This window comes from Mesorhizobium sp. P2_C7, assembly GCF_056404515.1.
Genome location: NZ_JBFUDW010000004.1, coordinates 128,398 through 151,124, shown reverse-complemented (window position 1 = coordinate 151,124; position 22,727 = coordinate 128,398). Strand labels below are relative to the sequence as shown.

Annotated in this window: 20 protein-coding genes; 10 read left to right on the top strand and 10 right to left on the bottom strand. The window is 65.6% G+C overall.

Features of this window, described 5'->3' with window-relative positions:
- Window positions 1-2 precede the first annotated feature (2 nt).
- The 6 genes from AC1D2G_RS10665 to AC1D2G_RS10640 are packed head-to-tail and all read left to right on the top strand — an operon-like array spanning window position 3 to window position 5,552.
- Window positions 3-1,079, top strand: coding sequence for a Gfo/Idh/MocA family protein (locus AC1D2G_RS10665; protein ID WP_477300809.1), 1,077 nt, complete (start codon window positions 3-5; stop codon window positions 1,077-1,079).
- On the top strand, window positions 1,079-1,897 hold the full coding sequence (locus tag AC1D2G_RS10660) for a sugar phosphate isomerase/epimerase family protein (protein ID WP_477393856.1): 819 nt from the start codon (window positions 1,079-1,081) through the stop codon (window positions 1,895-1,897). The genes AC1D2G_RS10665 and AC1D2G_RS10660 overlap by 1 nt, the downstream gene beginning before the upstream one ends.
- Entirely contained in the window at window positions 1,897-2,727 is an 831-nt protein-coding gene (locus tag AC1D2G_RS10655; protein ID WP_477413800.1) for an alpha/beta fold hydrolase, read from the top strand. The genes AC1D2G_RS10660 and AC1D2G_RS10655 overlap by 1 nt, the downstream gene beginning before the upstream one ends.
- Window positions 2,724-3,446 carry a ribulose-phosphate 3-epimerase gene (locus AC1D2G_RS10650; protein WP_477413798.1) on the top strand — a complete coding sequence of 241 codons (723 nt, stop codon included), beginning with the start codon at window positions 2,724-2,726 and terminating at the stop codon, window positions 3,444-3,446. Before AC1D2G_RS10655 ends, AC1D2G_RS10650 begins: the two co-directional genes overlap by 4 nt.
- Window positions 3,443-4,465, top strand: coding sequence for an ROK family protein (locus tag AC1D2G_RS10645; protein WP_477413797.1), 1,023 nt, complete (start codon window positions 3,443-3,445; stop codon window positions 4,463-4,465). The genes AC1D2G_RS10650 and AC1D2G_RS10645 overlap by 4 nt, the downstream gene beginning before the upstream one ends.
- Window positions 4,458-5,552 carry an ABC transporter ATP-binding protein gene (locus AC1D2G_RS10640; RefSeq protein ID WP_477413795.1) on the top strand — a complete coding sequence of 365 codons (1,095 nt, stop codon included), beginning with the start codon at window positions 4,458-4,460 and terminating at the stop codon, window positions 5,550-5,552. Before AC1D2G_RS10645 ends, AC1D2G_RS10640 begins: the two co-directional genes overlap by 8 nt.
- A gap of 74 nt (window positions 5,553-5,626) precedes the next feature.
- Here the strand turns inward: AC1D2G_RS10640 and AC1D2G_RS10635 are convergent, their stop codons facing one another.
- Window positions 5,627-6,889 carry a dicarboxylate/amino acid:cation symporter gene (locus tag AC1D2G_RS10635; RefSeq protein WP_477413793.1) on the bottom strand — a complete coding sequence of 421 codons (1,263 nt, stop codon included), beginning with the start codon at window positions 6,887-6,889 and terminating at the stop codon, window positions 5,627-5,629.
- A gap of 236 nt (window positions 6,890-7,125) precedes the next feature.
- On the opposite strand from AC1D2G_RS10635, the gene AC1D2G_RS10630 reads away from it, so the two are divergent.
- The 3 genes from AC1D2G_RS10630 to AC1D2G_RS10620 are packed head-to-tail and all read left to right on the top strand — an operon-like array spanning window position 7,126 to window position 10,946.
- A complete protein-coding gene (locus AC1D2G_RS10630; protein WP_477413791.1) occupies window positions 7,126-9,096 on the top strand; it encodes a sensor histidine kinase in 1,971 nt (656 codons plus the stop codon).
- Window positions 9,093-10,484 (top strand): sigma-54-dependent transcriptional regulator, encoded by a 1,392-nt coding sequence (locus AC1D2G_RS10625; RefSeq protein WP_477413789.1) that lies wholly within the window; start codon window positions 9,093-9,095, stop codon window positions 10,482-10,484. Before AC1D2G_RS10630 ends, AC1D2G_RS10625 begins: the two co-directional genes overlap by 4 nt.
- Window positions 10,485-10,523: 39 nt before the next feature.
- Window positions 10,524-10,946 (top strand): GNAT family N-acetyltransferase, encoded by a 423-nt coding sequence (locus AC1D2G_RS10620; RefSeq protein ID WP_095080979.1) that lies wholly within the window; start codon window positions 10,524-10,526, stop codon window positions 10,944-10,946.
- Here the strand turns inward: AC1D2G_RS10620 and AC1D2G_RS10615 are convergent.
- From AC1D2G_RS10615 to murA, 9 genes are all read right to left on the bottom strand, one after another.
- On the bottom strand, window positions 10,943-12,058 hold the full coding sequence (locus AC1D2G_RS10615) for an anhydro-N-acetylmuramic acid kinase (RefSeq protein ID WP_477413787.1): 1,116 nt from the start codon (window positions 12,056-12,058) through the stop codon (window positions 10,943-10,945). The two genes, AC1D2G_RS10620 and AC1D2G_RS10615, sit on opposite strands and share 4 nt — an antisense overlap.
- 10 nt (window positions 12,059-12,068) lie before the next feature.
- Window positions 12,069-13,076 (bottom strand): serine hydrolase domain-containing protein, encoded by a 1,008-nt coding sequence (locus AC1D2G_RS10610; protein ID WP_477413785.1) that lies wholly within the window; start codon window positions 13,074-13,076, stop codon window positions 12,069-12,071.
- A gap of 202 nt (window positions 13,077-13,278) precedes the next feature.
- Window positions 13,279-15,027, bottom strand: a complete 1,749-nt coding sequence (locus tag AC1D2G_RS10605) for an ABC transporter ATP-binding protein (protein WP_477413783.1) — start codon at window positions 15,025-15,027, stop codon at window positions 13,279-13,281.
- A complete protein-coding gene (locus AC1D2G_RS10600) occupies window positions 15,024-15,863 on the bottom strand; it encodes an ABC transporter permease (protein WP_184871550.1) in 840 nt (279 codons plus the stop codon). The genes AC1D2G_RS10605 and AC1D2G_RS10600 overlap by 4 nt, the downstream gene beginning before the upstream one ends.
- Window positions 15,863-16,822 (bottom strand): ABC transporter permease, encoded by a 960-nt coding sequence (locus AC1D2G_RS10595; protein WP_477413781.1) that lies wholly within the window; start codon window positions 16,820-16,822, stop codon window positions 15,863-15,865. Before AC1D2G_RS10595 ends, AC1D2G_RS10600 begins: the two co-directional genes overlap by 1 nt.
- Window positions 16,823-16,853: 31 nt before the next feature.
- Window positions 16,854-18,374, bottom strand: a complete 1,521-nt coding sequence (locus AC1D2G_RS10590; protein WP_477413779.1) for an ABC transporter substrate-binding protein — start codon at window positions 18,372-18,374, stop codon at window positions 16,854-16,856.
- A 123-nt stretch (window positions 18,375-18,497) separates the two neighbouring features.
- Window positions 18,498-19,421 (bottom strand): N-acetylmuramic acid 6-phosphate etherase, encoded by a 924-nt coding sequence (gene murQ, locus AC1D2G_RS10585; protein ID WP_477300782.1) that lies wholly within the window; start codon window positions 19,419-19,421, stop codon window positions 18,498-18,500.
- A 180-nt stretch (window positions 19,422-19,601) separates the two neighbouring features.
- Complete coding sequence (locus tag AC1D2G_RS10580) at window positions 19,602-20,480, bottom strand: glucosamine kinase nucleotide-binding domain-containing protein (protein ID WP_477413777.1); 879 nt, start codon at window positions 20,478-20,480, stop codon at window positions 19,602-19,604.
- The gene (gene murA, locus AC1D2G_RS10575) at window positions 20,477-21,733 is read right to left on the bottom strand and encodes a UDP-N-acetylglucosamine 1-carboxyvinyltransferase (RefSeq protein ID WP_477300778.1); all 1,257 of its coding nucleotides are present in this window, start codon (window positions 21,731-21,733) and stop codon (window positions 20,477-20,479) included. The genes AC1D2G_RS10580 and murA overlap by 4 nt, the downstream gene beginning before the upstream one ends.
- 131 nt (window positions 21,734-21,864) lie before the next feature.
- Here murA and AC1D2G_RS10570 point away from each other — a divergent pair, with 131 nt between their 5' ends.
- Window positions 21,865-22,725: a MurR/RpiR family transcriptional regulator gene (locus AC1D2G_RS10570; protein ID WP_477300776.1), complete on the top strand. Its 861-nt coding sequence runs from the start codon at window positions 21,865-21,867 to the stop codon at window positions 22,723-22,725.
- The last annotated feature ends 2 nt before the right edge of the window (window positions 22,726-22,727 follow it).

Genomic DNA, 22,727 nt, shown 5'->3' with positions numbered 1-22,727 from the left:
CGATGATCAAGAAACAGGACAGACGCCTCAGGGTCGGCGTGCTCGGTTGCGGCCCCATCGCGCAGTTTGCGCATCTTCAATCCTGCGCCAAGGCCAGCAATGCCGATCTCTACGCCATCTGCGACGCCGCACCCGACCTTCTCGCCCGCATGGGTGCTACCTACGAGCCGCGGAAGATGTATGCCGACTATGACGCGATGCTCGCCGATCCCGAACTGGAAGCGGTGATCGTCGCCACCTCGGACGCCTATCACGTGCCGATGTCGATCAAGGCGCTCGATGCCGGCAAGCACGTGCTGTGCGAAAAGCCGATCGGCACCTCGGTGGAGGAGGGCGAGGCGCTGGCCGAGGCGGTCAGGCGCTCCGGCAAGGTCCTGCAGGTCGGCCACATGAAGCGCTTCGATCCCGCGCTGGAGGCGGCGCGCGATTTCGTCCGCGACGAGATCGGCGACGTGCTGGCGCTGAAGGCCTGGTACTGCGATTCCACCTATCGCTATACCAACACCGATGCCGTTCAGCCGCTGCCCGTCACCAGCAAACTGGCGAGGAAACCGAGCGGCAATCCGAAGGCTGATCTCAGGCAGTATTTCATGCTGGCGCACGGCTCGCATCTCGTCGACACGGCGCGCTTCCTGTGCGGCGATATCGTCGCCGTGCGCGCCCGCCTCAACGAGCGTTTTGGCGCCTATTGCTGGTTCGTCGAGACCGAATTCGCCAGCGGCGCGCTCGGCCATCTCGATCTCACCGTTGCCGTTCGGATGGATTGGCACGAAGGTTTCCAGCTCTATGGCGAGAACGGCTCTGTCATCGCCAAGACCTTCAACCCCTGGTACTTCCGCGCCAGCGAGGTCGAGATCTTTCACGAGAAGTCGGCCACGGCCCACAAGCCGCTCGGCGCTGACGGCCATTTCTTCCGCCGCCAGCTGGAAGCTCTTGCCGAAACGGTGCTCGAAGGCGCGCCGATGCGCGGCGCCAACGTCGAGGACGGCGTCGCGTCGATCCGCGCCATGGTCGCCATCGCGCGCTCGGTGGTATCAGGCGAGCGGGTTGAGCTCGCCTCGGTTTCGGGGGCGGTGTGATGCGTCTCGGCATTTTCGCCAAGACCTTTCCAGGCGCCGAGCCAGCCGCCGTGCTGGCTGCCGTGCGGCATGCTGGCTATGAGACCACGCAGTTCAACCTCGCCTGCGCCGGCCTGCCGTCAATGCCGGATGCCGTGCCGTCGGACGCCATCGCGGCGATCCGCGCCGCCACGCAGTCGAGCGGTGTTTCGCTCGCGGCACTATCGGGCACCTACAACATGGTGCATCCCGACAAGGCCGTCCGCGACGATGGCCTCAGGCGCCTTGCCGTCGTCATCGAGGCTGCTGCTGCCCTGGACATTCCCCTGGTCACGCTCTGCACCGGCTCGCGCAACGCCGCCGACCAATGGGCATACCATCCCGACAATGCCGACCCGGCGGCCTGGTCCGACATGGCCACCGAGATGGCGAAGGCGCTGGCGCTGGCCGAAACCGCCGGTGTCGATCTCGGCATCGAGCCCGAGCAGGCCAACATCGTCACCTCTGCGAAGGATGCCAGCAGGCTGATCGCCGAGATGGGATCGAAGCGCCTGAAGATCGTGCTTGATCCGGCAAACCTGTTCGAACATGCGACGCCCGGCGAAGCGCGTACCATTGTCGCCGCCGCGATCGGCGAGGCGGCCGGCCACATCGCCATGGCGCACGCCAAGGACCGCTATGGTGACGGCCGTTTTGCCAGCGCCGGCCAAGGCATCGTCGACTTCCCGGATTTCATCGCGCGGCTGAAGGCGGTGGGCTTCGACAGGGCGCTCGTCACCCACGGGCTGTCCGCCGGCGAAGCCCCCGGCGTCGCGGCCTTCCTGCGGAGGCTCCTCTGATGGACACCGCTCCGACGGTCATGCTTCGCGACGATGCGGCGCTTTGTGTCTTCGATACCGGGCAGGGGTTTCCGGTCATCTTCCAGCATGGTCTCGGCGGTGATGCGGCGCAGGTGGCGCAGAATTTTCCCGACAGCCCGTCATACCGCCGGCTGACCGTCGAATGCCGCGCACAGGGCGGCTCAGGCGCAGGCTCCAGGCGGCCCTTTTCGATCGCCATGTTTGCCGACGATGTGCTGGCCGCCGCCGACGCGGCCGGGCTCGACCGTTTCGTCGCCGGCGGCGTCTCGATGGGCGCGGCGATCGCGCTCAGGCTTGCAAGCCATCACGCGGACCGTGTCCTGGGTTTGGTGCTGGTGCGCCCGGCCTGGCGCTTCGATGCGGCGCCGCAGAACATGCAGCCCTTTTCGGAGGTGGCGGAGCTCATCCGCGATCGCCCGCTGGAGGACGCGCGCAACGCCTTTGCAACCTCGGTCACCGCCGCCCGCTTTCGTGGGGAAGCGCCTGACAATCTTGCTTCCCTGCTTGGATTCTTCGAGCGCGAAAATGCGGCTGTCTTCGCCGAGGTGATGCGGGCGATCGCAAACGATGGGCCCGGCGTCACGCCGGCGGCTGCCGGCAATCTCGCTATCCCCACGCTGGTCATCGGTAGCGGCGTCGATCTTATCCATCCGCTGCCGACCGCCCGTTTCCTCGCCGACGTCATCCCAAACGCCGCCTTTGCCGAGGTGACGCCGAAGGCCACCGACAAGGATCGTCATTTCGCCGACGTCCGCACCGCTATCGCGGGCTTCCTCGAGGATCGTTTCAACAACCAGGACCAGTCATGATCTCGAAACCTCTCTCAGGCCAGGCCGCCATCGCCGCATTGCCGCGCGATCGCATGATCGCTGAATTCTCGCTGTGGTCCGCCGACCTCGTCAATTTCGAGCGCGATCTGAAGCGCATCGAGCCCTATGTCGACCTTCACCACATCGATGTGGCGGACGGTCATTTCGCCCCGTCCTTCCTGTTCTTTCCCGATCTTGTCGCCCGCATCGCTGGGCTGACGGCCAGACCCATCCATGTTCATCTGATGGTCGATGCGGCTGTAGTCGAGTCGCAGACACGCCAATTCATCGAGGCCGGCGCCGACATGATCAGCGTCCATGCCGAGAACGGCGAGGCGGGACTGCGCGCCGTCCGGCTGGCGCGGGAACTCGGCGCCGAAGCCGGCGTCGTGCTCAGGCTGGAGACGCCGGTCGAGACGGTGACGCCTTTCGTCTCCGAAGTCGCCTTCGTCACGCTGCTTGGCACTGCTATCGGCGTCAAGGGGCAGAGCCTTTCGGACGAGGCCTGCGGCAGGCTGGGCGCTGCCCGCGCCATCCTGAGAGAGGCCGGCCGCGAGGCGGCCGTGGTTCTTGCCGCCGATGGCGGCATCCGCCACGAGACGGTGCCGTTGCTGCGTGCGGCCGGTGCCGAAACCGTGGTCCTCGGCTCGCTCGCCTTCGGCGACAGGGACCTGGCCGGCCGCATCGGCTGGCTGCATGGCCTGAAGGTCGCGGCATGAGCAACGAAGCCGCCCTTGCGATCGATCTTGGTGGCACAGAGCTTCGTGCCGCCCTGGTCGACCGCGACGGCAAGATCCTGGCATTCGCGGCGGTGCCGACGCAGGCGCAGGCTGGCCCCGACGTGGTGATCGGCCAGATCGAGGCGCTGGCCGCGACCATCCACGCCGAGGCCCCGGCGCTCGCCATCGTCGGCGTCGGCGTCGGCGCGCCGGGACCGCTCGATCCGCTGGCCGGCATCGCCGTCGGACCGCCGACACTCGCCGGCTGGCTGGACGTGCCGCTTGCCGATATCCTCGAACGGCGGCTCGGCCTGCCGGTGCGGCTGGAGAACGACGCCAATGCCGCGGCACTCGGCGAATGGCGCTTCGGCGCCGGCCACGGCGCCCGCTCGCTGGTCTTCGTCACGGTCTCCACCGGCATCGGCGGCGGCGTCGTCGTCGACGGGCGCATACTCCATGGCCGCCGTGGCCTTGCCGCCGAGATCGGCCACATGACCATCACCAATGAAGGCGAGCGCTGCATGTGCGGTGTCGTCGGCTGCTTCGAGGCCATTGCCTCGGGCACCGCGCTCGGCCGCCGCGCCAACGCCGCGACAGCACCCTTTGATGGCTCGGCGCTGCGGCGCCTCTCGGGCAACGGTGAAGTGACCGGCCGTCACGTGGTCGAGGCGGCACGGCTGCAGGACGAGCTTGCCTTGGCCCTGCTCGAGGAGGAAGCCCGCTGGCTGGGCATCGGCTTCACCAATCTTTTGCATCTTTATTCGCCTGACGTGCTGGTCGTCGGCGGCGGCATTGCCAATGGCCTCGACCTCATGGCGCCTGCCATCGAGGCGACCATCAGGCAGCGGGCCATGCGTGCCTATCGCGACGTGCCGGTCGTTCAGGCCCAGCTTGGCCGTCACGCCGGGCTGGTTGGTGCTGCCAGCCTTGTCCTGTTCGATGACGGAGGTACGCTGGCGGCACGCATGCCTGTCGGTCCAAGCACATATCCGGATGCGAGGAGGGACTTCAATGGCTGAGCTCAAGCTGCGAGGCGTGCGCAAATCCTATGGCAATGCCGAGGTGATCAAGGGCGTCGACCTCGATGTCGGCGACCGCGAGTTCGTCGTCTTCGTCGGCCCGTCGGGCTGCGGGAAGTCGACGCTGCTGCGCATGATCGCCGGTCTCGAGAAGATCACCTCCGGCGAGCTGATGCTTGATGGCGCGCGCATCAATGAGGTCGATCCCTCCGAGCGCGGGCTCGCCATGGTGTTTCAGTCCTATGCGCTGTATCCGCATATGACGGTCGCCGAAAATATGGGTTTTGCGCTAAAGATCGCCGGGCTGCCGGTTGTCGAGCGTGACGCCAAGGTCAAGGCGGCGGCCGAGGTGCTGCAGCTGTCGCATCTGCTCGAGCGGCGGCCGAAGGAGCTGTCCGGCGGCCAGCGCCAGCGTGTCGCCATCGGCCGCGCGATCGTGCGCCAGCCGAAGGTGTTCCTGTTCGACGAACCGCTGTCGAACCTCGACGCGGCACTGCGCGTCAACATGCGGCTGGAGCTGATGCAGCTGCACGAGCGGCTCGCCGCCACCATCGTCTATGTCACGCACGACCAGACCGAAGCGATGACCATGGCCGACAAGATCGTCGTCCTCAATGGCGGCACGATCGAACAGGTCGGCACGCCACTCGACCTCTATGCCAGGCCAGCCAATGTTTTCGTCGCCGGCTTCATCGGCTCGCCGAAGATGAACATGCTGCCGGTCAGGGTTCTCTCAGCCAACGCGGATGGCGTTGCCGTCGCCCTGCCGGGCGGATCCATCCTGGTCGTTCCGGTCGAGGCGGGCGTACTTGCACAAGACAGCGAGCTGCTGCTCGGCATCCGGCCGGAACATATCCGCATCGCGGATGCGGGCCAGTTCAAGGGCGAGGCGGTGCTGGCCGAACGGCTTGGCGGCCTGACCATCCTGCATGCCGACATCGGCGAGAAGACGAGGCTCGTCGTTCAGACCGAGGGCATCGACACGACACCGCTGCACAGCCCCATCGCCATGCAGGCCGACCCCTCCCGCTGCCATCTCTTCGCCGCCGACGGCAAGGCGCTGGCACCGCTGCGCAAAACCGCCTGACATCGTTGTCACCTGTACGGCAGCGGCCGGAAGCCATGGGCTTCCGGCCGCTGATTGGTGTTGAAGCGCTCGGATTACTCGGCGGGAACGAGATCAGCCGGCAGGCTGTCGTCGGCCGTGCCCGCCAGTGCCCTGGCGAGCTTGGCTTCGTCGAGTTCGCCTTCCCAGCGTGCCACTACGAGCGTGGCGACGGCATTGCCGACGAAGTTGGTCAGCGCCCGGCACTCCGACATGAATCGGTCGACGCCAAGGATTAGCGCCATGCCGGCGACCGGCACCGCCGGAACGACCGACAGCGTGGCGGCAAGGGTGATGAACCCGGCTCCGGTGATACCGGCGGCGCCCTTGGAGGAGAGCATGGCAACCAGCAGCAGCAGGATCTGGTCGCCGATCGACAAATGGATGTTGGTCGCCTGCGCGATGAACAGCGCCGCCAGCGTCATGTAGATGTTGGTGCCGTCGAGGTTGAAGGAATAGCCGGTCGGGATGACCAGACCGACCACCGAGCGCTTGGCGCCGGCCTTCTCCATCTTTTCCATCAGCGAGGGCAGGGCGGCTTCCGACGAGGACGTTCCCAGCACCAGCAGCAGCTCTTCCTTGATGTAGCGGATCAAGGACAGGATGGAAAACCCATTGTAGCGGCAGACCGCACCCAGCACGACGAACACGAACAGCAGCGACGTCACGTAGAAGGTGCCGACCAGCATGGCGAGGTTAATGACCGCGCCGATGCCGTATTTGCCGATGGTGAACGCCATGGCGCCGAAGGCACCGATCGGCGCGGCCTTCATCAGCACGCTGACCAGCTTGAAGATCGGCGTCGTCAGGGCCTGCAGGAAGTTGAGGACCGGCGTGCCCTTGTCGCCGACCAGCGCCAGCGAAATGCCGAACAGCACCGAGAAGAACAGCACCTGCAGGATGTCGCCGTCGGCGAAGGCGCCGACGATCGTCGTCGGGATGATGTTCATCAGGAAGCCGGTGACCGACTGGTCATGCGCCTTGGCGGCATAGGTGTTGACGGTCGAGGCGTCGAGGGTCGCCGGGTCGATGTTGAAGCCGGCGCCCGGCTGGACGACATTGGCCACGACAAGGCCGATGATCAGCGCCAGCGTCGAGAAGGTGAGGAAGTAGAGCATCGCCTTGCCGGCGACACGTCCGACCTTCTGCAGGTCGCTCATGCCGGCGATGCCGGTCGCCACGGTCAGGAAGATGACCGGGGCGATGATCATCTTGACCAGCTTGATGAAGGCGTCGCCGAGCGGCTTCATGCTCTCGCCGATCGACGGATAGAAGTGACCGAGCAGGATGCCGACGGTGATCGCGACGAGCACCTGCACGTAGAGTTGGGCATAGAAGGCTTACGCTGCGCGGAAGGCGCGCCTGATTGGTCTGCGATGTGCATCGAACTCTCCCTTGCCGGATGGGCGGAAATGCACCGCCCTGCGTGACTTCTCCCGTCGCAGCGCTCCGGTCGCGCGCCGCTGCAAGGACTTTTGCAAGCGCTGTGCCAGATCGGTGAAAGACCGGAATCCCTGGATTTCGGCGGTTGTCAGCCGCTTTGCCGCGAATGCCTGTGCGGATTTCCGCACAGGCAGCGTTTGCCTGGGCGGAATTTCGCATTACACTGGGCCGCAAGGCTGCGGGGAAAAACGGGCCGCGAGGAAAAGGGAGAGGGCAGACGTCGCAAGCAGGCATCGATAGGGGGTACGCGGCCGGCCGTGAATTGCTGCGCGAAGCGGTGACCCGGCTGCGCGATGGCCGCTGGCGTGTCGTGGTCGTCGCTCTTGCGGTTCTGGCAGGCGCGATCGCCATCGCCGGTCGCATCGCCACCGGCCAGGCGGCCGACAATCTGCGCGACGGAGCGCTTGCCGCCCTGCCGCTGGCGGCGGGAACCCTGACCGGCGAAATCGAAAAGCAGCGCCTGGTTCCATTGGTGCTGTCACGCGACGATGCCGTGCGCGGGGCGCTGCGCCGGGCCGGAAAGATGCAAGAAGCGGCCCTCAACGACAAGCTCAGGGCGATTGCCGGCGATGCATCGGCGTCCGCCATCTATGTCATCGACACAGCAGGCATCGCGATATCAGCCAGCAATGCCGGCGAGCCGACGAGCTTTGTCGGCATCGACTATAATTTTCGTCACTATTTCCAGGAGGCAATGGCCAAAGGTGCTGCCAGCCAATATGGCCTCGGCACGATCAGCGGCCGGCCGGGTCTTTACCTCGCCAGCCGCGTCGATGATGGCGGCAAGCCGCTTGGCGTTGCGGTGCTGAAGGTCGAACTCGACCGCGTCGAAGCCAATTGGCGTTCCAGCGGCTTTCTTGTTTTCGTCACCGACGAACGCGGCGTGGTGCTGGCCACCAGCCAGCCCGAGTGGCGGTTTCATGCCTTGGCGCCGCTGTCGGCGCAGGACGCCGCCATTGCCCGTGAACAGCTTCAGCTGGCCGATGCCGCCTTCGAACCGCTGCCGTTGCGACGCGGTGCCGGTGACGGCCTGGCGACAATCGACAGCTCCGGAAAGCCGCGCCAGTTCGTTGAAGTGGTGCAGGACCTGCCCGGTGCGGTGCCCGGCTGGCGTCTGTGGCTGCTGACGCCCGCCGACGCGGCTTTGTCGTCCGCCGCCAACACGGCGCGCCTGACCACGCTGCTCGGGTTGCTGCTCATGGGCCTGCTTGCCTTCGTGCTCACCCGGCGCCGGCGCGCCCGCCGGCTGCGGCAGGAAGCGCTGGCGCGCATGAATGCCGAACTGGAGAGCCGGGTGAGCACGCGAACGGCCGAGCTGACCCGATCCAACACGGCGCTTGCCGGAGAAATCGCCGAGCGTGAGAACGCCGAAGCCAAAGTCCGCCGGCTGCGTGACGATCTCGCCCAGGCCAACCGGCTTTCCATCCTCGGCCAGATCGCCGCCGGCGTGGCGCACGAGATCAACCAGCCTGTCGCCGCCATCCGCACCTATGCCGAGAACGCCGGCCGCTTTCTCGACACCGGCAAGACCGAGCCGGTCAGCGGCAATCTGTCATCGATCGTTTCGATGACCGAGCGCATCGGCGCGATCACCAGCACCTTGCGCACCTTTGCCCGGCGGCCAGGCGTCGCCGCCTCGCCATTGCCGGTGCGCGAGGCGATCGACGGCGCACTGTCGCTTCTGTCCGGCCGCATCCGTGATTCCGGCGTGACCATCGTCAAGCCGCGCGGCAACGCGTCGCCGGTGGTCATGGCCAGCCGTATCCGGCTCGAGCAGATCCTCGTCAACCTGTTGCAGAATGCGCTGGACGCGATGAAGGACCAGCCCGATCCCCGCATCGAGATCGACATCGCCGAGCGCGACGACAGGGTGCTGATTTCGGTGCGCGACAACGGCCCTGGCCTCGGTCCGGAGGCGGCCGGCAATCTGTTCATGCCGTTCCAGACCACCAAGGAGAAGGGGCTTGGCCTCGGACTGGTGATCTCGCAGGAGATCGCCCAGGAATTGGGCGGTACGCTCCGGCTCGATCCCGGCAGCGCCGGCGGCGCATCCTTCACCATCGACTTGAGGCGAATTGAATGACAGACGCATCAGGGCTGGTGGCGCTCGTCGAGGACGATGCTGACCTGCTTCACGCCACCACGCAATTGTTCGAGCTTGCCGGCTTCGCGGTGGTCGCGCTCGGGGCGGCCGAGGCGGCGCTTGCCGTCGTCGACAGGAATTTCGAGGGCGTGGTCGTCAGCGACATCCGCATGCCGGGCATGAACGGGCTGCAGCTGTTCGATCGCGTCAAGGCGATCGACCCGGACATACCGGTGATCCTGGTCACCGGGCATGGCGACGTCGATCTCGCGGTGGCAGCGCTCAAGGATGGCGTCTATGATTTCATCCCGAAACCCTATGCGGGTGACCGCCTCGTCGAGGCACTGAGACGGGCATCGGAGAAGCGGCGGCTGGTGATGGAGAACCGGCGGCTGCGCGAAGCCGCGGCGCAGGCTGCCGACGGCCTGCCGCTGATCGGCGAAGCGCCCGCCATCCGGCGGCTGCGTGAGACCTTGCGGCAGATCGCCGACATGGACGTCGACGTGCTGGTGGAAGGGGAGACCGGAACCGGCAAGGAGGTGGTGGCGGACCTCCTGCACCGATGGGGGCGGCGGCGCGCAAAGCCCTTCGTGGCGCTGAATTGCGGTGCCCTGCCGGAGACCGTCATAGAAAGCGAGCTGTTCGGCCACGAGGCGGGCGCGTTCACCGGCGCGCAGCGGCGACGGATCGGCCGCATCGAGCATTCCAGTGGCGGCACGTTGTTCCTCGACGAGATCGAATCCATGCCGCCGGCCCTCCAGGTCAAGCTGCTGCGTGTGCTCGAAACGCGTAGTGTTACCCCGCTTGGCTCGAACGAGACCCGGCGCGTCGACCTGCGGGTCGTCGCGGCGACAAAGGTGGATCTCGGACGGCAGGACCAGCGCGGCGACTTTCGCGAGGATCTCTATTTCCGCCTCAACGTGGTGACGTTGCGCATTCCGCCCTTGCGCGAGCGGCGCGGCGACATCCCGATGCTGTTCGGCCATTTCCTCGGCAAGGCCGCGGAACGGTTCGGCCGGCCGGTCGCCGGGGTCAACGCGGCGGTCAGCGATCATCTCCAGTCGCATGCGTGGCCGGGCAATGTGCGCGAGCTTGCGCATTTTGCCGATCGCGTCGCCCTCGGTCTCGGTCCGGACGACGACACGAAAACGGTTCCCGCGCACTTGCCGGAGCCCGCGGCCACACTGCCCGAACGTGTCGGCCAATACGAGGCGCAACTCATCCGCGACGCGCTGCGCGACCACGGTGGCGATGTGCGCAGTGCCATCGACGCACTCGGCGTGCCGCGCAAGACTTTCTACGACAAGCTCAAGCGCTACGGCATTGCAGCGTCCGAGTTCCGCAATGGCGGCGATGCGGATACGCACCCTGTTCGGAGCCAGACATAAACATTGCGCAAGCATCGTGCCCCTTGTTCGGAAAAGGCCATGAAGACGACACTTGAAACGACGGCAAATCCCTCGCCGGAAGAACTCACCTTTCTCGCCGAACGGCTGACGGCGTTCAACGACGGCGATGTCGGTGCTTCCGAAAGAAAGGCCCTGGCCGTGTTCGTGCGCGACGAGGACGGCACGGTCGTCGCCGGCATCTCCGGCTACACCGCCTGGGGCTGGCTCTACGTGCAGTGGCTGTGGGTCGATGAAAGGCTGCGCGGCCAGCAGATGGCCGGCAACATGCTGGATGCGGCCGAGCAGGAAGCGGTGGCTCGCGGCTGTCGGAATGCCTGGATCGACACCTTCAATCCGCATGCCGCCAAGGTCTATCAGCGCCAGGGCTATCAGCCCTTCGGAACGCTTGCCGACTTCCCGGTCGGACGCAGCCGCATCTTCCTGCGCAAAACGCTGGTTTAACCGGCCAGCCGTCCGCCGCGCATCGGCTGCGGTGCGCCGGTCGTGCTGGGGAAGCTGATCGGCAGCCCCCTCAGCACGCGGACCGCGAGGAAGGCAAAGCACTCCGCCTCCACTGCGTCGCCGCTCCAGCCAAGGCTTTCGGCCTGCACCACGTCGACCCCGGCGCGGCTGGCGAGCATCGCCATCATTGTCGGGTTGTGGCGGCCACCGCCGCTGACCACGAGTTTTTTCGGGCGGCGCGGCAACAGGTCGAGCGCCTTGCCGACGGCGGCAGCGGTGAAGGCGGTCAAAAGGGCTGCGCCATCCTCGGCGTTCAGGCCGTCCGCCATGGCGGCGCCGAAGTCGAAACGGTCCAGCGATTTCGGGTAGGGCTTGGTCAGATAAGGGTGCTGCAGGAGTTTGGCGAGACGTGCCTCATCGACCGTTCCCGCCCGGCCAAGCGCGCCGTCGCGGTCCATGTCGCCGAGCCCCTTTGACTTGATGAAATCATTGAGCGGCGCGTTGGCGGGTCCGGTGTCGAAGGCAACGACATTGTCGGCACCATCCCACCAGGTGATGTTGGCGACGCCGCCGAGATTAAGCACCGCCACGTCGCCGCTGGCGCCGGCGCTGCGCATCAAAGCGGTGTGATAGGCAGCGGCCAATGGCGCGCCTTGCCCGCCGGCGCGCATGTCGGCCGAGCGGAAATCATAGGCGACCTTGGTGCCGAGGATTGCGTGCATGAGTTCGCCGTCGCCGAGCTGCCGGGTCTGGCCGAGCCGGCCCACCTGCGGCGCGCGATGCAGCACGGTCTGGCCATGAAAGCCGACGACGCCGATATCGGCCATCTTCATGCCGTAGCTTTCCACGAGTTCCTTGACCGCCGCCGACTGGGCTCGCGTCAGGGCTTCCTCCGCCTTGCGAAAGATCGCCGGCTCCGGCCCGGTGAAATTCCAGGCTCTTGCCTCCTTCAGCGTCTCCTCCAGCAGCGAACGGATCGACGGGGCATAGGGCATCAGCCGATAGGTGCCGAAATCATCGATGCGTTCGCCATCGGTCTTGATCAGCGCGACGTCGATATTGCCGTCAAGCACGGTGCCGGTCATCAGGCCGACGGCCCAGATTGGTTCCATGGTCACTTCCCTAACAGTCCCCGTTGACAAGATCGCCGACCGCCTGCCGAAGGGCGGCGATGCCGCTGTCGAAATGACGTGTCGGATGGATCCGGTTGGTGAGCAAGGTCCAGGCCTTGCCCCTGTCGAAGTCGATCCACAATCCCGTGCCGGTAAAGCCGGTGTGGCCGATGGTTCCCGGGCCGCACAGCGCCCCGCCGGACCAGCCCCCATAGGGGCGCTCCCAGCCATGCGTCCGGGTGGCGGACAAGGGCGTTCGCATCAACGCGATCGAACGCTCGGACGCGCCGGTGCCGTCCAATAGCCCCTGCGCGAAATCGAGGACGGACGCGGCTGTTCCGAACAGGCCGGCATGTCCGGCCCCTTGCAGCGCCGAGCAATTGTCGTCGTGGACCTCGCCGGACAAAACGCGATGGCGCCAGGTGCAGCCCTCGGTCGCGGCTGACGCATCCGGCTCGGCGGAAAAAGCGAAGCCCGGGCCGGGATCCATGTCCCTGATCGTTTTTCCCGACAGCCGCTCCAACGCAAAGCCGAGCAGGATGAAGTTGATGTCGGAATAGACCGGGTCGCGGGGCCGCCATTCGCGCTGCAGGATAAAGGCGCGCAGCAGCTCGGGATCGCGCCCATAGGTGTAGATCGGCTCGACGGCGGGAAACGGTGTCTGGTGGCCTAGACATTGGCGAAACGTCACCTTCCGCTCCCAGGCCTCTGCATCATACTGGCGAAGGTCCGGCAGCACCGAGATCAGGGGCGCATCGAGATCGATGACACCGTCTTCCGCCACCGCCAGGATGCGCGGCGTCGTGAAGATGACCTTGGTCAAGGACGCCAGGTCGAACCATGTTTGCTCCTGCATTGGGCGCGTCTTCGGCACGAGCTGCGCGGAGCCGACCGACCTGACGACACGTTCGCCATTTTTGTCGACTATGCCGAGCACGCCGCCAGGGATGCGCTTCGCAGCCACCGCGGCTCTCAGCGGTGCGAACGCGCGATCGAAAAGCTGGGCGAGGGCGCTCAACACGAGCCTCCATCTGAAAGGCAGCGTTCCGTCCCACCCCCCTCTGTCCTGCCAGACATCCCCCCTTCAAGGGGGGAGATCGGATGCCATCTTGGCTTTCGCCAACTTCCAACGTTGGAGACGAAGACACGGAGCGTGAAGCTGCCAATCTCCCCCCTTGAGGGGGAGATGGCCGGCAGGCCAGAGGGGGGTACTCTTGATCTCACACCTCCGCCCTCGCCATATGATCAGCCCCAAACTGCTCCCATCTCGCCGGCGCCGGCTCGTACCCCTGCGGGCGCACCAGCGAGGGGACCTGCCGCGTGTCGAGTTCGAAATGTTCGTGGCGCCGGTCGATGGTCGGAACGGCGGCGATGAGCTTCTTCGTATAGGAATGCTGCGGCTTCGACAGCACCGAGGTCGCGTCGCCGATCTCGACGATCTGGCCGGCATAGATGACGGCGATCCGGTGGGCGATCCGCTCGACGACGGCCATGTCGTGCGAGATGAACAGATAGGCCAGCCCGAACTCGCGCTGCAGGTCGACCAGCAACTCCAGCACCTTGGCCTGCACCGAAACATCGAGCGCCGACACCGCTTCATCGAGAACGACCACAGAAGGGTTGAGCATCAACGCGCGGGCGATGCACAGCCTTTGCCGCTGGCCGCCGGAGAATTCGTGGGGGTAGCGTTCAAGGCTGTTCTTCGGCAGGCCGACGCGCTCCAGCAGGGTTGCCATCCTGGCCCGCGTCTCGGCATTCACCCGGCCGCCGGTGGCGATCACCGGCTCGGCCAGGATGCTCTCGATGCTGAGCCTTGGATTGAGCGAGGCATAGGGGTTCTGGAACACCATCTGCACGGGCAGGGCGCTCTGCTCGGCCGAAGCTTTTCGGACGCCGACCGAGAAGCTGCCGCGTGTTGAGCGCACCAGCCCCAGGACGGCGCGCGCGGTGGTCGATTTGCCCGAACCGCTCTCGCCGACGATCGCCAGCGTCTCTCCGGGCATCAGGTCGAAATCGACGCCATCGACGGCATGCACAGCGCCTGTGGCGCGGCTGAAGAAGCTGCTCTTGAGGGGAAATCGTACAACCAGGTTATCCACCTTCAAGGCCGGTTCGGCGCTTGCACCCGTGTCGCGCTGCCCGTCGGCGCGCGTCGCGCTGCCATTGGCGAAATGCGGCACGTCCTGCAGCAGGTGCTGCGTGTAGGGATGCTGCGCATTGTCGAGGATCTGGTTCAACTCGCCTTGCTCCACGGCCTGCCCGTTCTGCATCACCATCACTCCGTCGGCGATGCCGGCAACCAGGCCGATGTCGTGGGTGATGAAGATCATCGACATGCCGGTTTCCCGCTTCAACTCGGCCAGCAGTGCCATGATCTGCGCCTGCACCGTGACGTCGAGCGCCGTCGTCGGCTCGTCGGCGATCAGCAGGCGCGGATTGCAGGCCAGCGCTATGGCGATCATCACCCGCTGCAGCATTCCCCCGGACAGCTGGTTGGGCGTGTATTTCAGCCGCCGCGCGGCATCGGGAATGCGCACGCGGTCGAGCGCATCCTTGGCTGCCGCCGTGGCTTGCCTTCCGGTCAGCCCACGGTGCAGTCGAAACGATTCCTCGATCTGCCTGCCGATGGTCAGCACTGGATTGAGCGAGGTCATCGGCTCCTGGAAGATCATGCCGATCTCGGCGCCGCGAATGCTGGTCAGTTGCGGTTCGGAGGCGCTCATCAGGTCGAAGACGCTGCCATCGGCCCGCTTCAACTTCATCGCCCCGCCAGTGATGCGGCCGCCGCCGAAATCGATAAGACGGTTGATCGACAAGGCGGTGACGGATTTGCCCGAGCCGCTCTCGCCGACAATGGCCAGTGTCTCGCCGTCGGCAAGGTCGAAACTGACGCCGCGCACCACCTCATTGGCTTGCGGATTGCGGCCGAAGCCGACACGCAGATCCGATACGGACAGCAGCGGGGTCATGCCGGCGCCCTCCGCATCTTCGGGTCGAGGATGTCGCGCAAGGCATCACCAAGCAGGTTGAAGCCGAGGATGCTGATCATGATCGCCAGCCCGGGGAAGATCATCAGCCACGGCGCGGTCTCCATCAGATTGCGGCTGTCGCTCAGCATCAGGCCGAGCGAGGCGGCGGGCGGCTGCGTGCCGAGCCCCAGGAAACTCAGGCCCGCCTCCGTCAACAGCGCCCAGGCCAGCGCCAGCGTCACCTGGACGGTCAACGGCGCCACCAGGTTGAGCAGCAAATGGCGCGTCACGATGTAGCTCGAACTGCTGCCGAAGGTGCGCGCGGCGTCGACGAATTCGCGCGCCTTGAGCGACAAAGCGGGGCCGCGCACGACGCGGGTGAAGATCGGCGTGTAGACGATGCCGATGGCAACGACGCTGGTCCATGTGCCCGGCCCGGCAACAGTGACGATGAGCAGCGCCAAAAGGATCGCCGGAAAGGCCAGCAGGACATCCATGATCCGCATCAGGACGCCGTCCCAGCGGCGGCCGAGCCAGGCGGCGGCGAGCCCCAGAACCGTGCCGGCAAGGGTCGCGAAGGCGACCGAGAAGAAGGCGACCGTGAACGACTGCCCGACGCCCGCCATCAGCCGGCTGGCGACGTCGCGGCCGAACAGGTCGGTGCCCATCCAGTAGGCGCCGTTGGGCGCATGCAGCCGGTCGACCCGGTATTGCGTGATGGGATTGTGCGGCGTCAGCCCGAGCATGCCGAGGATGGCGACCAACAGATAGACGCCGACGATAATGCCGCCGATGCGGCCGCTGCCGTGGCCAAAGATGGCGCGCAGGATGCGCATCACGGCTCTCCCAGCCGGATGCGCGGATCGAGCGCGACATAGGCGAGGTCGACCAGGAGATTGACGATCATGAAGTTGAAGGCGATGAACAGCACGGCGCCTTGCACCAGCGCATAGTCGCGCTGCTGGATCGCATCCAGCACCATGCGTCCGAGACCGGGCAGCGCATAGATCTGCTCGACGATGACGGCGCCGCCGAGGAGATAGCCGAACTCGATGCCGCTCAGCGTGACGACCGGGATCAGTGCATTGGGCAGCGCATGCCGCCAGATGACGCTGCGCGCCGAGGCGCCCTTGCTGCGCGCGGTTCGCACATAGTCGTCGCTCAGCACGTCGAGCATGGCCGAACGCGATATGCGGGTGACCGAGGCTGCGAAGGCGAAACCGAGCGTGATGGCAGGCAGGATCAGCTGGCTGAGATTGCGCAGGGGATCCTGCCAGAGCGGCGCGAATTCGCCCATCGCCGGCAGCACGCCGAAGCCGGCCGACAGCGTGTAGATGATCAGCAGGCCAAGCACGAAGCTCGGTGTCGACTGGCCGAGCATGGCGACGATGCGCACCCCGAGATCGGACAGTTTCTCATTGTGCGTGGCAGCAAAGATCCCGGCGGGCATGCCAGCCGCAAGCGCGATGATCATCGACAGGATGGCCAGCTCGAGCGTCAGCGGGAAGCGCTCGACGATGACGTCGAGCACCGGCCGGCCATAGGTGACCGAGATGCCGAGATTGCCGTGCAGGATGCCGCCTATCCAGCGCCAGTACTGGACGAACCAGGGCTGGTCGATGCCGAAATAGGCGGCGAGCGAGTCACGCTGGGCCGGCGTCAGCAGGCCCGCCTCGGTGCCCAGCATCGCCGTGATCGAATCGCCCGGCACCATCCGGATCGCAACGAAGACCAGGATGGACACGCCAAGCAGGACGAGAGGAAACGTCGCCAGTCGTCGCATCAGATAATTCACGCGAAGAAGTCCTCTCGTCCAAGGCCGCCGGCTACTGCTGGATGGTCACCTTGCTCAGGCTGAACAGCGTGCCCGTCGGCGTCGGTACGAACCCGGCGATGTTCTTCTGCTGCGCCGTATAGCTGTACGAGGTGTAGAGCCAGATCCACGGCGACATCTCGGCGAGGTGCTTCTCGAACTCGGCGAAGATCGCCTTGCGCGCCGCCGGATCGGTCTCGGCGCGGCCTTTCTGCATCTGGCTGTCGAGCGTGTCGTCGATGTAGTTGGCCACCTTCTGCAAATTGCCTGCCTTGGTCCAGTAGCGGTTGTACATGGTGTAGGGGTCGGCACGCCCGCCATTGAGCGCGATCGCCATGTCGAAGTCGCCCTTCAGCCAAGCGTCGACATAGACGTTGAGCTCCATCATCTTGATGTCGAGCTTGACGCCGATCTCGGCCAGCTGCGACTGGATGACCTGGGCTTCCGCCGCCGCCGTCGGCGGCTCGCCGGTGGCACCGATCACGGTCGCCGAAAAGCCGTCGGCATAGCCGGCTTCCGCCATCAGCTTCTTGGCCTTCTCGACATCGCGCTTGTAGCAGAACAGCTGGCTCGGATCGGTCGCCAGAGCCGGGATCGTCAGCGGTCCCGTGACCTTGCCTTCGCCGAGCGAAGCGGTGTCCAGCACCTCCTGCCGGTCGACGGCGCAAGAGATGGCCTGGCGCACCTTGAGCTCCGTCATCGGCTTGCGCGACGGATTGAGCTGCAGCACGTGATAGGCGAGCACCGGCACACGGTTCAGCTGCAGGCTGGCTTCCTTCGGCACCAGCGTGGCGACAAGCGGGTCGTTGAGCAGCGCGAAATCGATCTGCTTGGTGCGCATGGCGGCCAGGATCGCGGCTTCATCGGGAAGCACGCTGATCTCGATGCCATCGACGCCGGTCGCGCCGCCGGCCCAATCCTTGTTCGCGCTCAGCACTTCCTTGGCATTGGGGTCCCATTTGTCGAGCTTGAAGGGTCCCGAGCCGACCGCCTTGGTGCCGATCGAACCGGCCTTGATTTCGCTTGCCGGAACGATGGCGGCGTTGACGTCGCTCATCGCCGTCAGGATCGGCACGTCGGGCTGCGAGAGATGGAACACGACGGTCGTCGCATCGGGCGTGTCGATGCTGGCGATCGACAGGAAGTTGGCGCGGGCGGCCGCGCCCGTCTTCTCGTCGAGGATGCGCTCGAACGATGCCTTGACGTCGGCCGAGGTCACCGCGGTTCCGTCCTGGAATTTCGCCTTGGGATCGAGCTTGAAGGTCAGCTCCTTGCCATCCTTGGAGAATTCCCAGGAGGTGGCGATGGCGGGGATGATTTGCAGGCTGGCGTCGACCCGCACCAGCGGCTCATAGATCAGCTCCAGCAGCCGCAGAGACGAAAAGGCCGTCTGCTTGTGCGGATCAAGCCCGGTGGCGTCTTGCGACCAGGCCATATGCAGTGTCGCTGCATTCGCCTGCGTTGAAACCGCGGCCACGCCGAGCATCGCCGCCAGCGTGATGCCCGACAGCAGCTTTCTTGTGAGGTGAACCATTCTCGTCTCCCATTCTGATTGAACTCGATGCCTTGCAGTTTCTGCGGACCGCTTCCAAGACACACATGCTTTGGAGTATCGGCCCAGTCTATGCGGCTTCACGCCGTCTTGTCTCATGCGGCTTCATGCCGTCGTGTCGCTGATTGCCTTTCGCAGGAAGCCCCCGGCCTTGCCGAGAGCCACGCGCGCCTCCTCGACGCCCATGCCGGTGATCGTCACCAGGATCGCCAGCTTCACATCGTTGCCGGTCTGGGCGAGCGCTTGCTTGGCTTGCTGCGCCGCGCAACCGGTGGTCTGCATGACGATCCTGGTTGCCCTGGCGACCAGTTTCTTGTTGGACGGGTTGAGGTCGACCATCAGGTTCTGGTAGCTCTTGCCGATGCGGATCATGCTGGCGGTGGTCAGCATGTTGAGCACCAGCTTCTGCGCGGTTCCCGATTTCAGCCGGGTCGAGCCTGTCAGCACTTCCGGCCCGACAACCGGCGAGATGGCGATGTCGGCGATGCCGGCAATGGTCGAGGCCGGATTGCAGGACAAGGCGACCGTCGCCGCGCCAACTTGCTTCGCATAACTCAATCCGCCGATGACATAGGGCGTGCGCCCACTGACGGCGATACCGACGACCACGTCGTCTGATGTGAGCCCGATCTCCAGCAGCGCCTTCGCGCCCATTTTCGGATCGTCCTCGGCGCCTTCCGTCGACCGCACCAGGGCGTCGGGACCGCCAGCGATCAGGCCGACGACCATGCCTTCGGGCACGCCGAACGTCGGCGGACACTCCGAAGCGTCGAGAACGCCGAGCCGGCCGCTGGTGCCGGCGCCCATATAGATCAGCCGCGCGCCTTTCTGGAAGGCAAGCACGATGCGGTCCACCGCGGCGGCGATTTCCGGCACGACCTTTTCGACAGCCGCCGGGACAGCCTCGTCCTCGTCATTGATCTTGCGCAGCACATCGATGGTCGGCAGCAGGTCGATGTCCATCGTCCTTGGGTTGCGGCCCTCGGAAATCAGCCGGTCCAGCTCGGACATCAACCCTTGTTCGGTCATCCCAGTGCTTTCAAATCGTGCGGCACGGCCGGCGTTGAGCAGAGCTCCCGACCGGCGCCAGCGCACACGGACGCTGTGTCCGTTTGCTGCTACCCTGTTTTCGTTTGTTAACTTTTTAGAATTTGATATTCGCAACGTCAACAGAAATATGGAATATATTATTCCTAACGGGGCCGGGCGCTATCGCCCGCCGCAGGACCGTTTGGCGAGGATGATCGCACCCGAGACCGCATCGCCATCAGCGGGCTTCAGGCGGCGCCGGACATCGGGGGAGAGCCAGGGCTCGAGCGCACTGGACAGGCCGCCCAGCAAGGTGACGCGCGGCGCGCCTTGTTCGAACAGCACCCGCACCAGCGTGTCGATCTGCTCGGCCGCGCCTTGCACGATGCGCCGCCCGACCGGATCGCCCTGGTCGGCATGGCGCATCACCATCGGCGCCAGCGCCGCATAGTCGGTGGCGCTGGCGCGGTCCATCCAGGCGACCGCTGCCATCGGGTCGCCCTCGAAGCGCTGCATCACCTCCGCCAGCAGCGCCGTCCGCTCGTGCCGGCCGTCATGGGCGCGCAACGCCAGCTGCACGGCTTTCAGTCCAAGATCGGCGCCGCTGCCTTCGTCGGAGATCGGAAAGCCGTAACCGCCGACACGCAGGTCGCGGCCGTCGACAAAGCCGAGGCCGATCGAGCCGGTGCCGGCAATGACGATGGCGCCGTCCTGGCCGGAATGCGCGCCAAGGCAGGCGCCGACGCCATCGCTGACGAAATCGATGCTGGCAAACGGATGCGCGATCGCCCGCAACGCATCCAGCGCACCCTTGCGGCCGATGCCGGCAAGGCCGATGCCGGCACGAATTCTGGCTGTCTCGGCTGGTCCGAAGCCTGTCTCTTCGATCGCCGCGCCAAAGGCTTTCGCAATGGAGGCCCAGGCCGCATCGATGCCGAGCCGCGTGGTCGCCGGGCCCGACAGGCCCTGTCCCAGCACGGTCCCATCCGTGTCCTCGATGCGGGCGCGACACCCGGTCCCGCCGCCATCGACGCCGAGAAAATAATCCGCGCTGTTCATGCGCTCAGCCGCTCGATATCGGCGCCGCACAGCCGCAGCTTACGGTCCAGTTGTTCATAACCGCGGTCGAGGTGATAGACGCGGTTGATGGTCGTCTCGCCCTCGCACACCAGCGCCGCCAGCACCAGCGACACCGAAGCGCGCAGGTCGGTGGCCATCACCGGTGCGCCATGCAGCTTGGCGCCACCACGCACCAACGCCGTGGTTCCCTGCAGCTTGATGTTGGCGCCGAGCCGCATCAGTTCGGGAACATGCATGAAGCGGTTCTCGAAGATGGTTTCACGCAGCAGCGATGCTCCCTCGGCGCAACACATCAGCGCCATGAACTGCGCCTGGAGATCGGTTGGAAACCCCGGATAGGGTTCCGTCGTGACGTCGACAGCCTTCAACGGCCGGTCGCGTGACACGATGAGCCCGCGGTCGCCCGGCCAGACGCTGACGCCGGTTGCTTCCAGCAATTGCACCACCGAGGCCATATGCTCGAGCCGCGCATGGGTCAGTTCCAGCTGGCCACCGGTGATGGCCGCGGCGATGGCATAGGTGCCGGCCTCGATCCGGTCCGGGATGATGTCGTGCCTTGCGGCATGCCAGTTCGTGTCGCCCGCGATCAGGATGCGGTGCGTGCCGGCGCCCTCGATGCGCGCGCCCATGGCGTTGAGGCACGCGGCGAGGTCCGCCACCTCGGGCTCGCGCGCCGCGTTGAGGATTTCGGTTTCGCCCTTTGCCGTGGCCGCCGCCATCATCGCGGTTTCCGTTGCCCCGACCGACGGCGAACTCAAGACGATGCGCGTCCCGGTCAGCCCGTTCGGCACCGATGCGACGATGGAACCATTCTCGATGGCGATCCTGGCGCCGAGTGCCGCGAGTGCGGCAACATGCATGTCGACCGGCCGCGCGCCGATCGCACAGCCGCCCGGCAGCGAAACCCGTGCATGGCCGAACCGGGCCAGCAGCGGCGCCAGGACAAGCACGGTCGCCCGCATCTTTCGCACCGTGTCGTAGGACGTCTCCTTGGAAACGGCGGCACTGGTGTCGATCGTCGCGGTATGCGCCGACCTCGTCACTTCCGCGCCGTGCAGCCGCACCACGCCGAGCATGTTTTCGACGTCGGTCACATCAGGCAGGTTGGTCAGTTCGAGCGGGTAGGGGCTGAGCAGGGCTGCCGCGATCTGCGGCAGGGCGGCGTTCTTGGCGCCGGATATGGTGACCGCGCCTTCCAGTCTCTGTCCGCCCACGATCCGCAATCTGTCCATGCGCCGAAACCTTGTGTGATGAGGTTCGAGAATTAATTGTGCGTTCTTGGCTGTCAATCAGAATTGGAATATTTTATTCCTATCGCGGCACGCTGTGCGGCTTGTCGACCTGAAAAGCGTAAGGGAATCTCGTGTCCGTTCTGAACAGGATCAATGCGAAGCTCGACGGCATGGCGCCTGGCGATCGTGAGATCGGCCGGTACATCGTCGACAATCCCGACCAGATGCTGCGCCTGTCGACGGCCGCACTTGCGGCCGAGATCGGACGCAGCCAGTCGAGCGTGGTCAAGTTCAGCCAGAAACTCGGCTATGCCAGCTATCAGGAGCTCAAGCTCGCCGTCAGCGAGGCCAAGGCGCAGGAATGGCAGGTGCCGGCCGGCGTCATTCATGGCTCGATCGAGGTCGGCGACAGCTACCAGGTCATCCTGAAGAAGCTGGTCGGCAGCAAGCTTCTGTCGATACAGCGGACCGTCGCCGCCAACACCGAGCGGATCATCTCCAGGACGCTGGAATTGCTGGATGGCGCGCGCCGCATCCATCTGGTCGGGGTCGGCGCCTCTTCGCTGGTGGCGCGCGATTTCTCCTACAAGCTGATGAAGCTCGGCCGCAATGTCCTGCATGACAGCGACAGCCACGTCCAGATGGCCAATGCCTCGACGCTCGGGCCAGGCGATGTGCTGTTCGCACTTTCCTATTCCGGCGCCAGCATCGAAACCTTGCGCATCGCCGAGCTGGCCCGCAAGCGCGGCACGATGGTGATCGCCGTCACCGGCGTCCACGACAATCCGCTGAGCCGGGTCTCCGACATCTGCCTTTACACCATCGCTGACGAGGAGCGTGCGCGCTCATCCTCCATCACCGCGCGCGACGCACAGCTGGCGCTGACCGACCTTCTGTTCATCCTGCTGGTGCAGAAGCAGCCGGACGCCAACGAGTATGTCCACAACAGTGAGGTGGCGGTCTCGGTGCTGAAGGCCGAGCTGTCCTCGTAAAA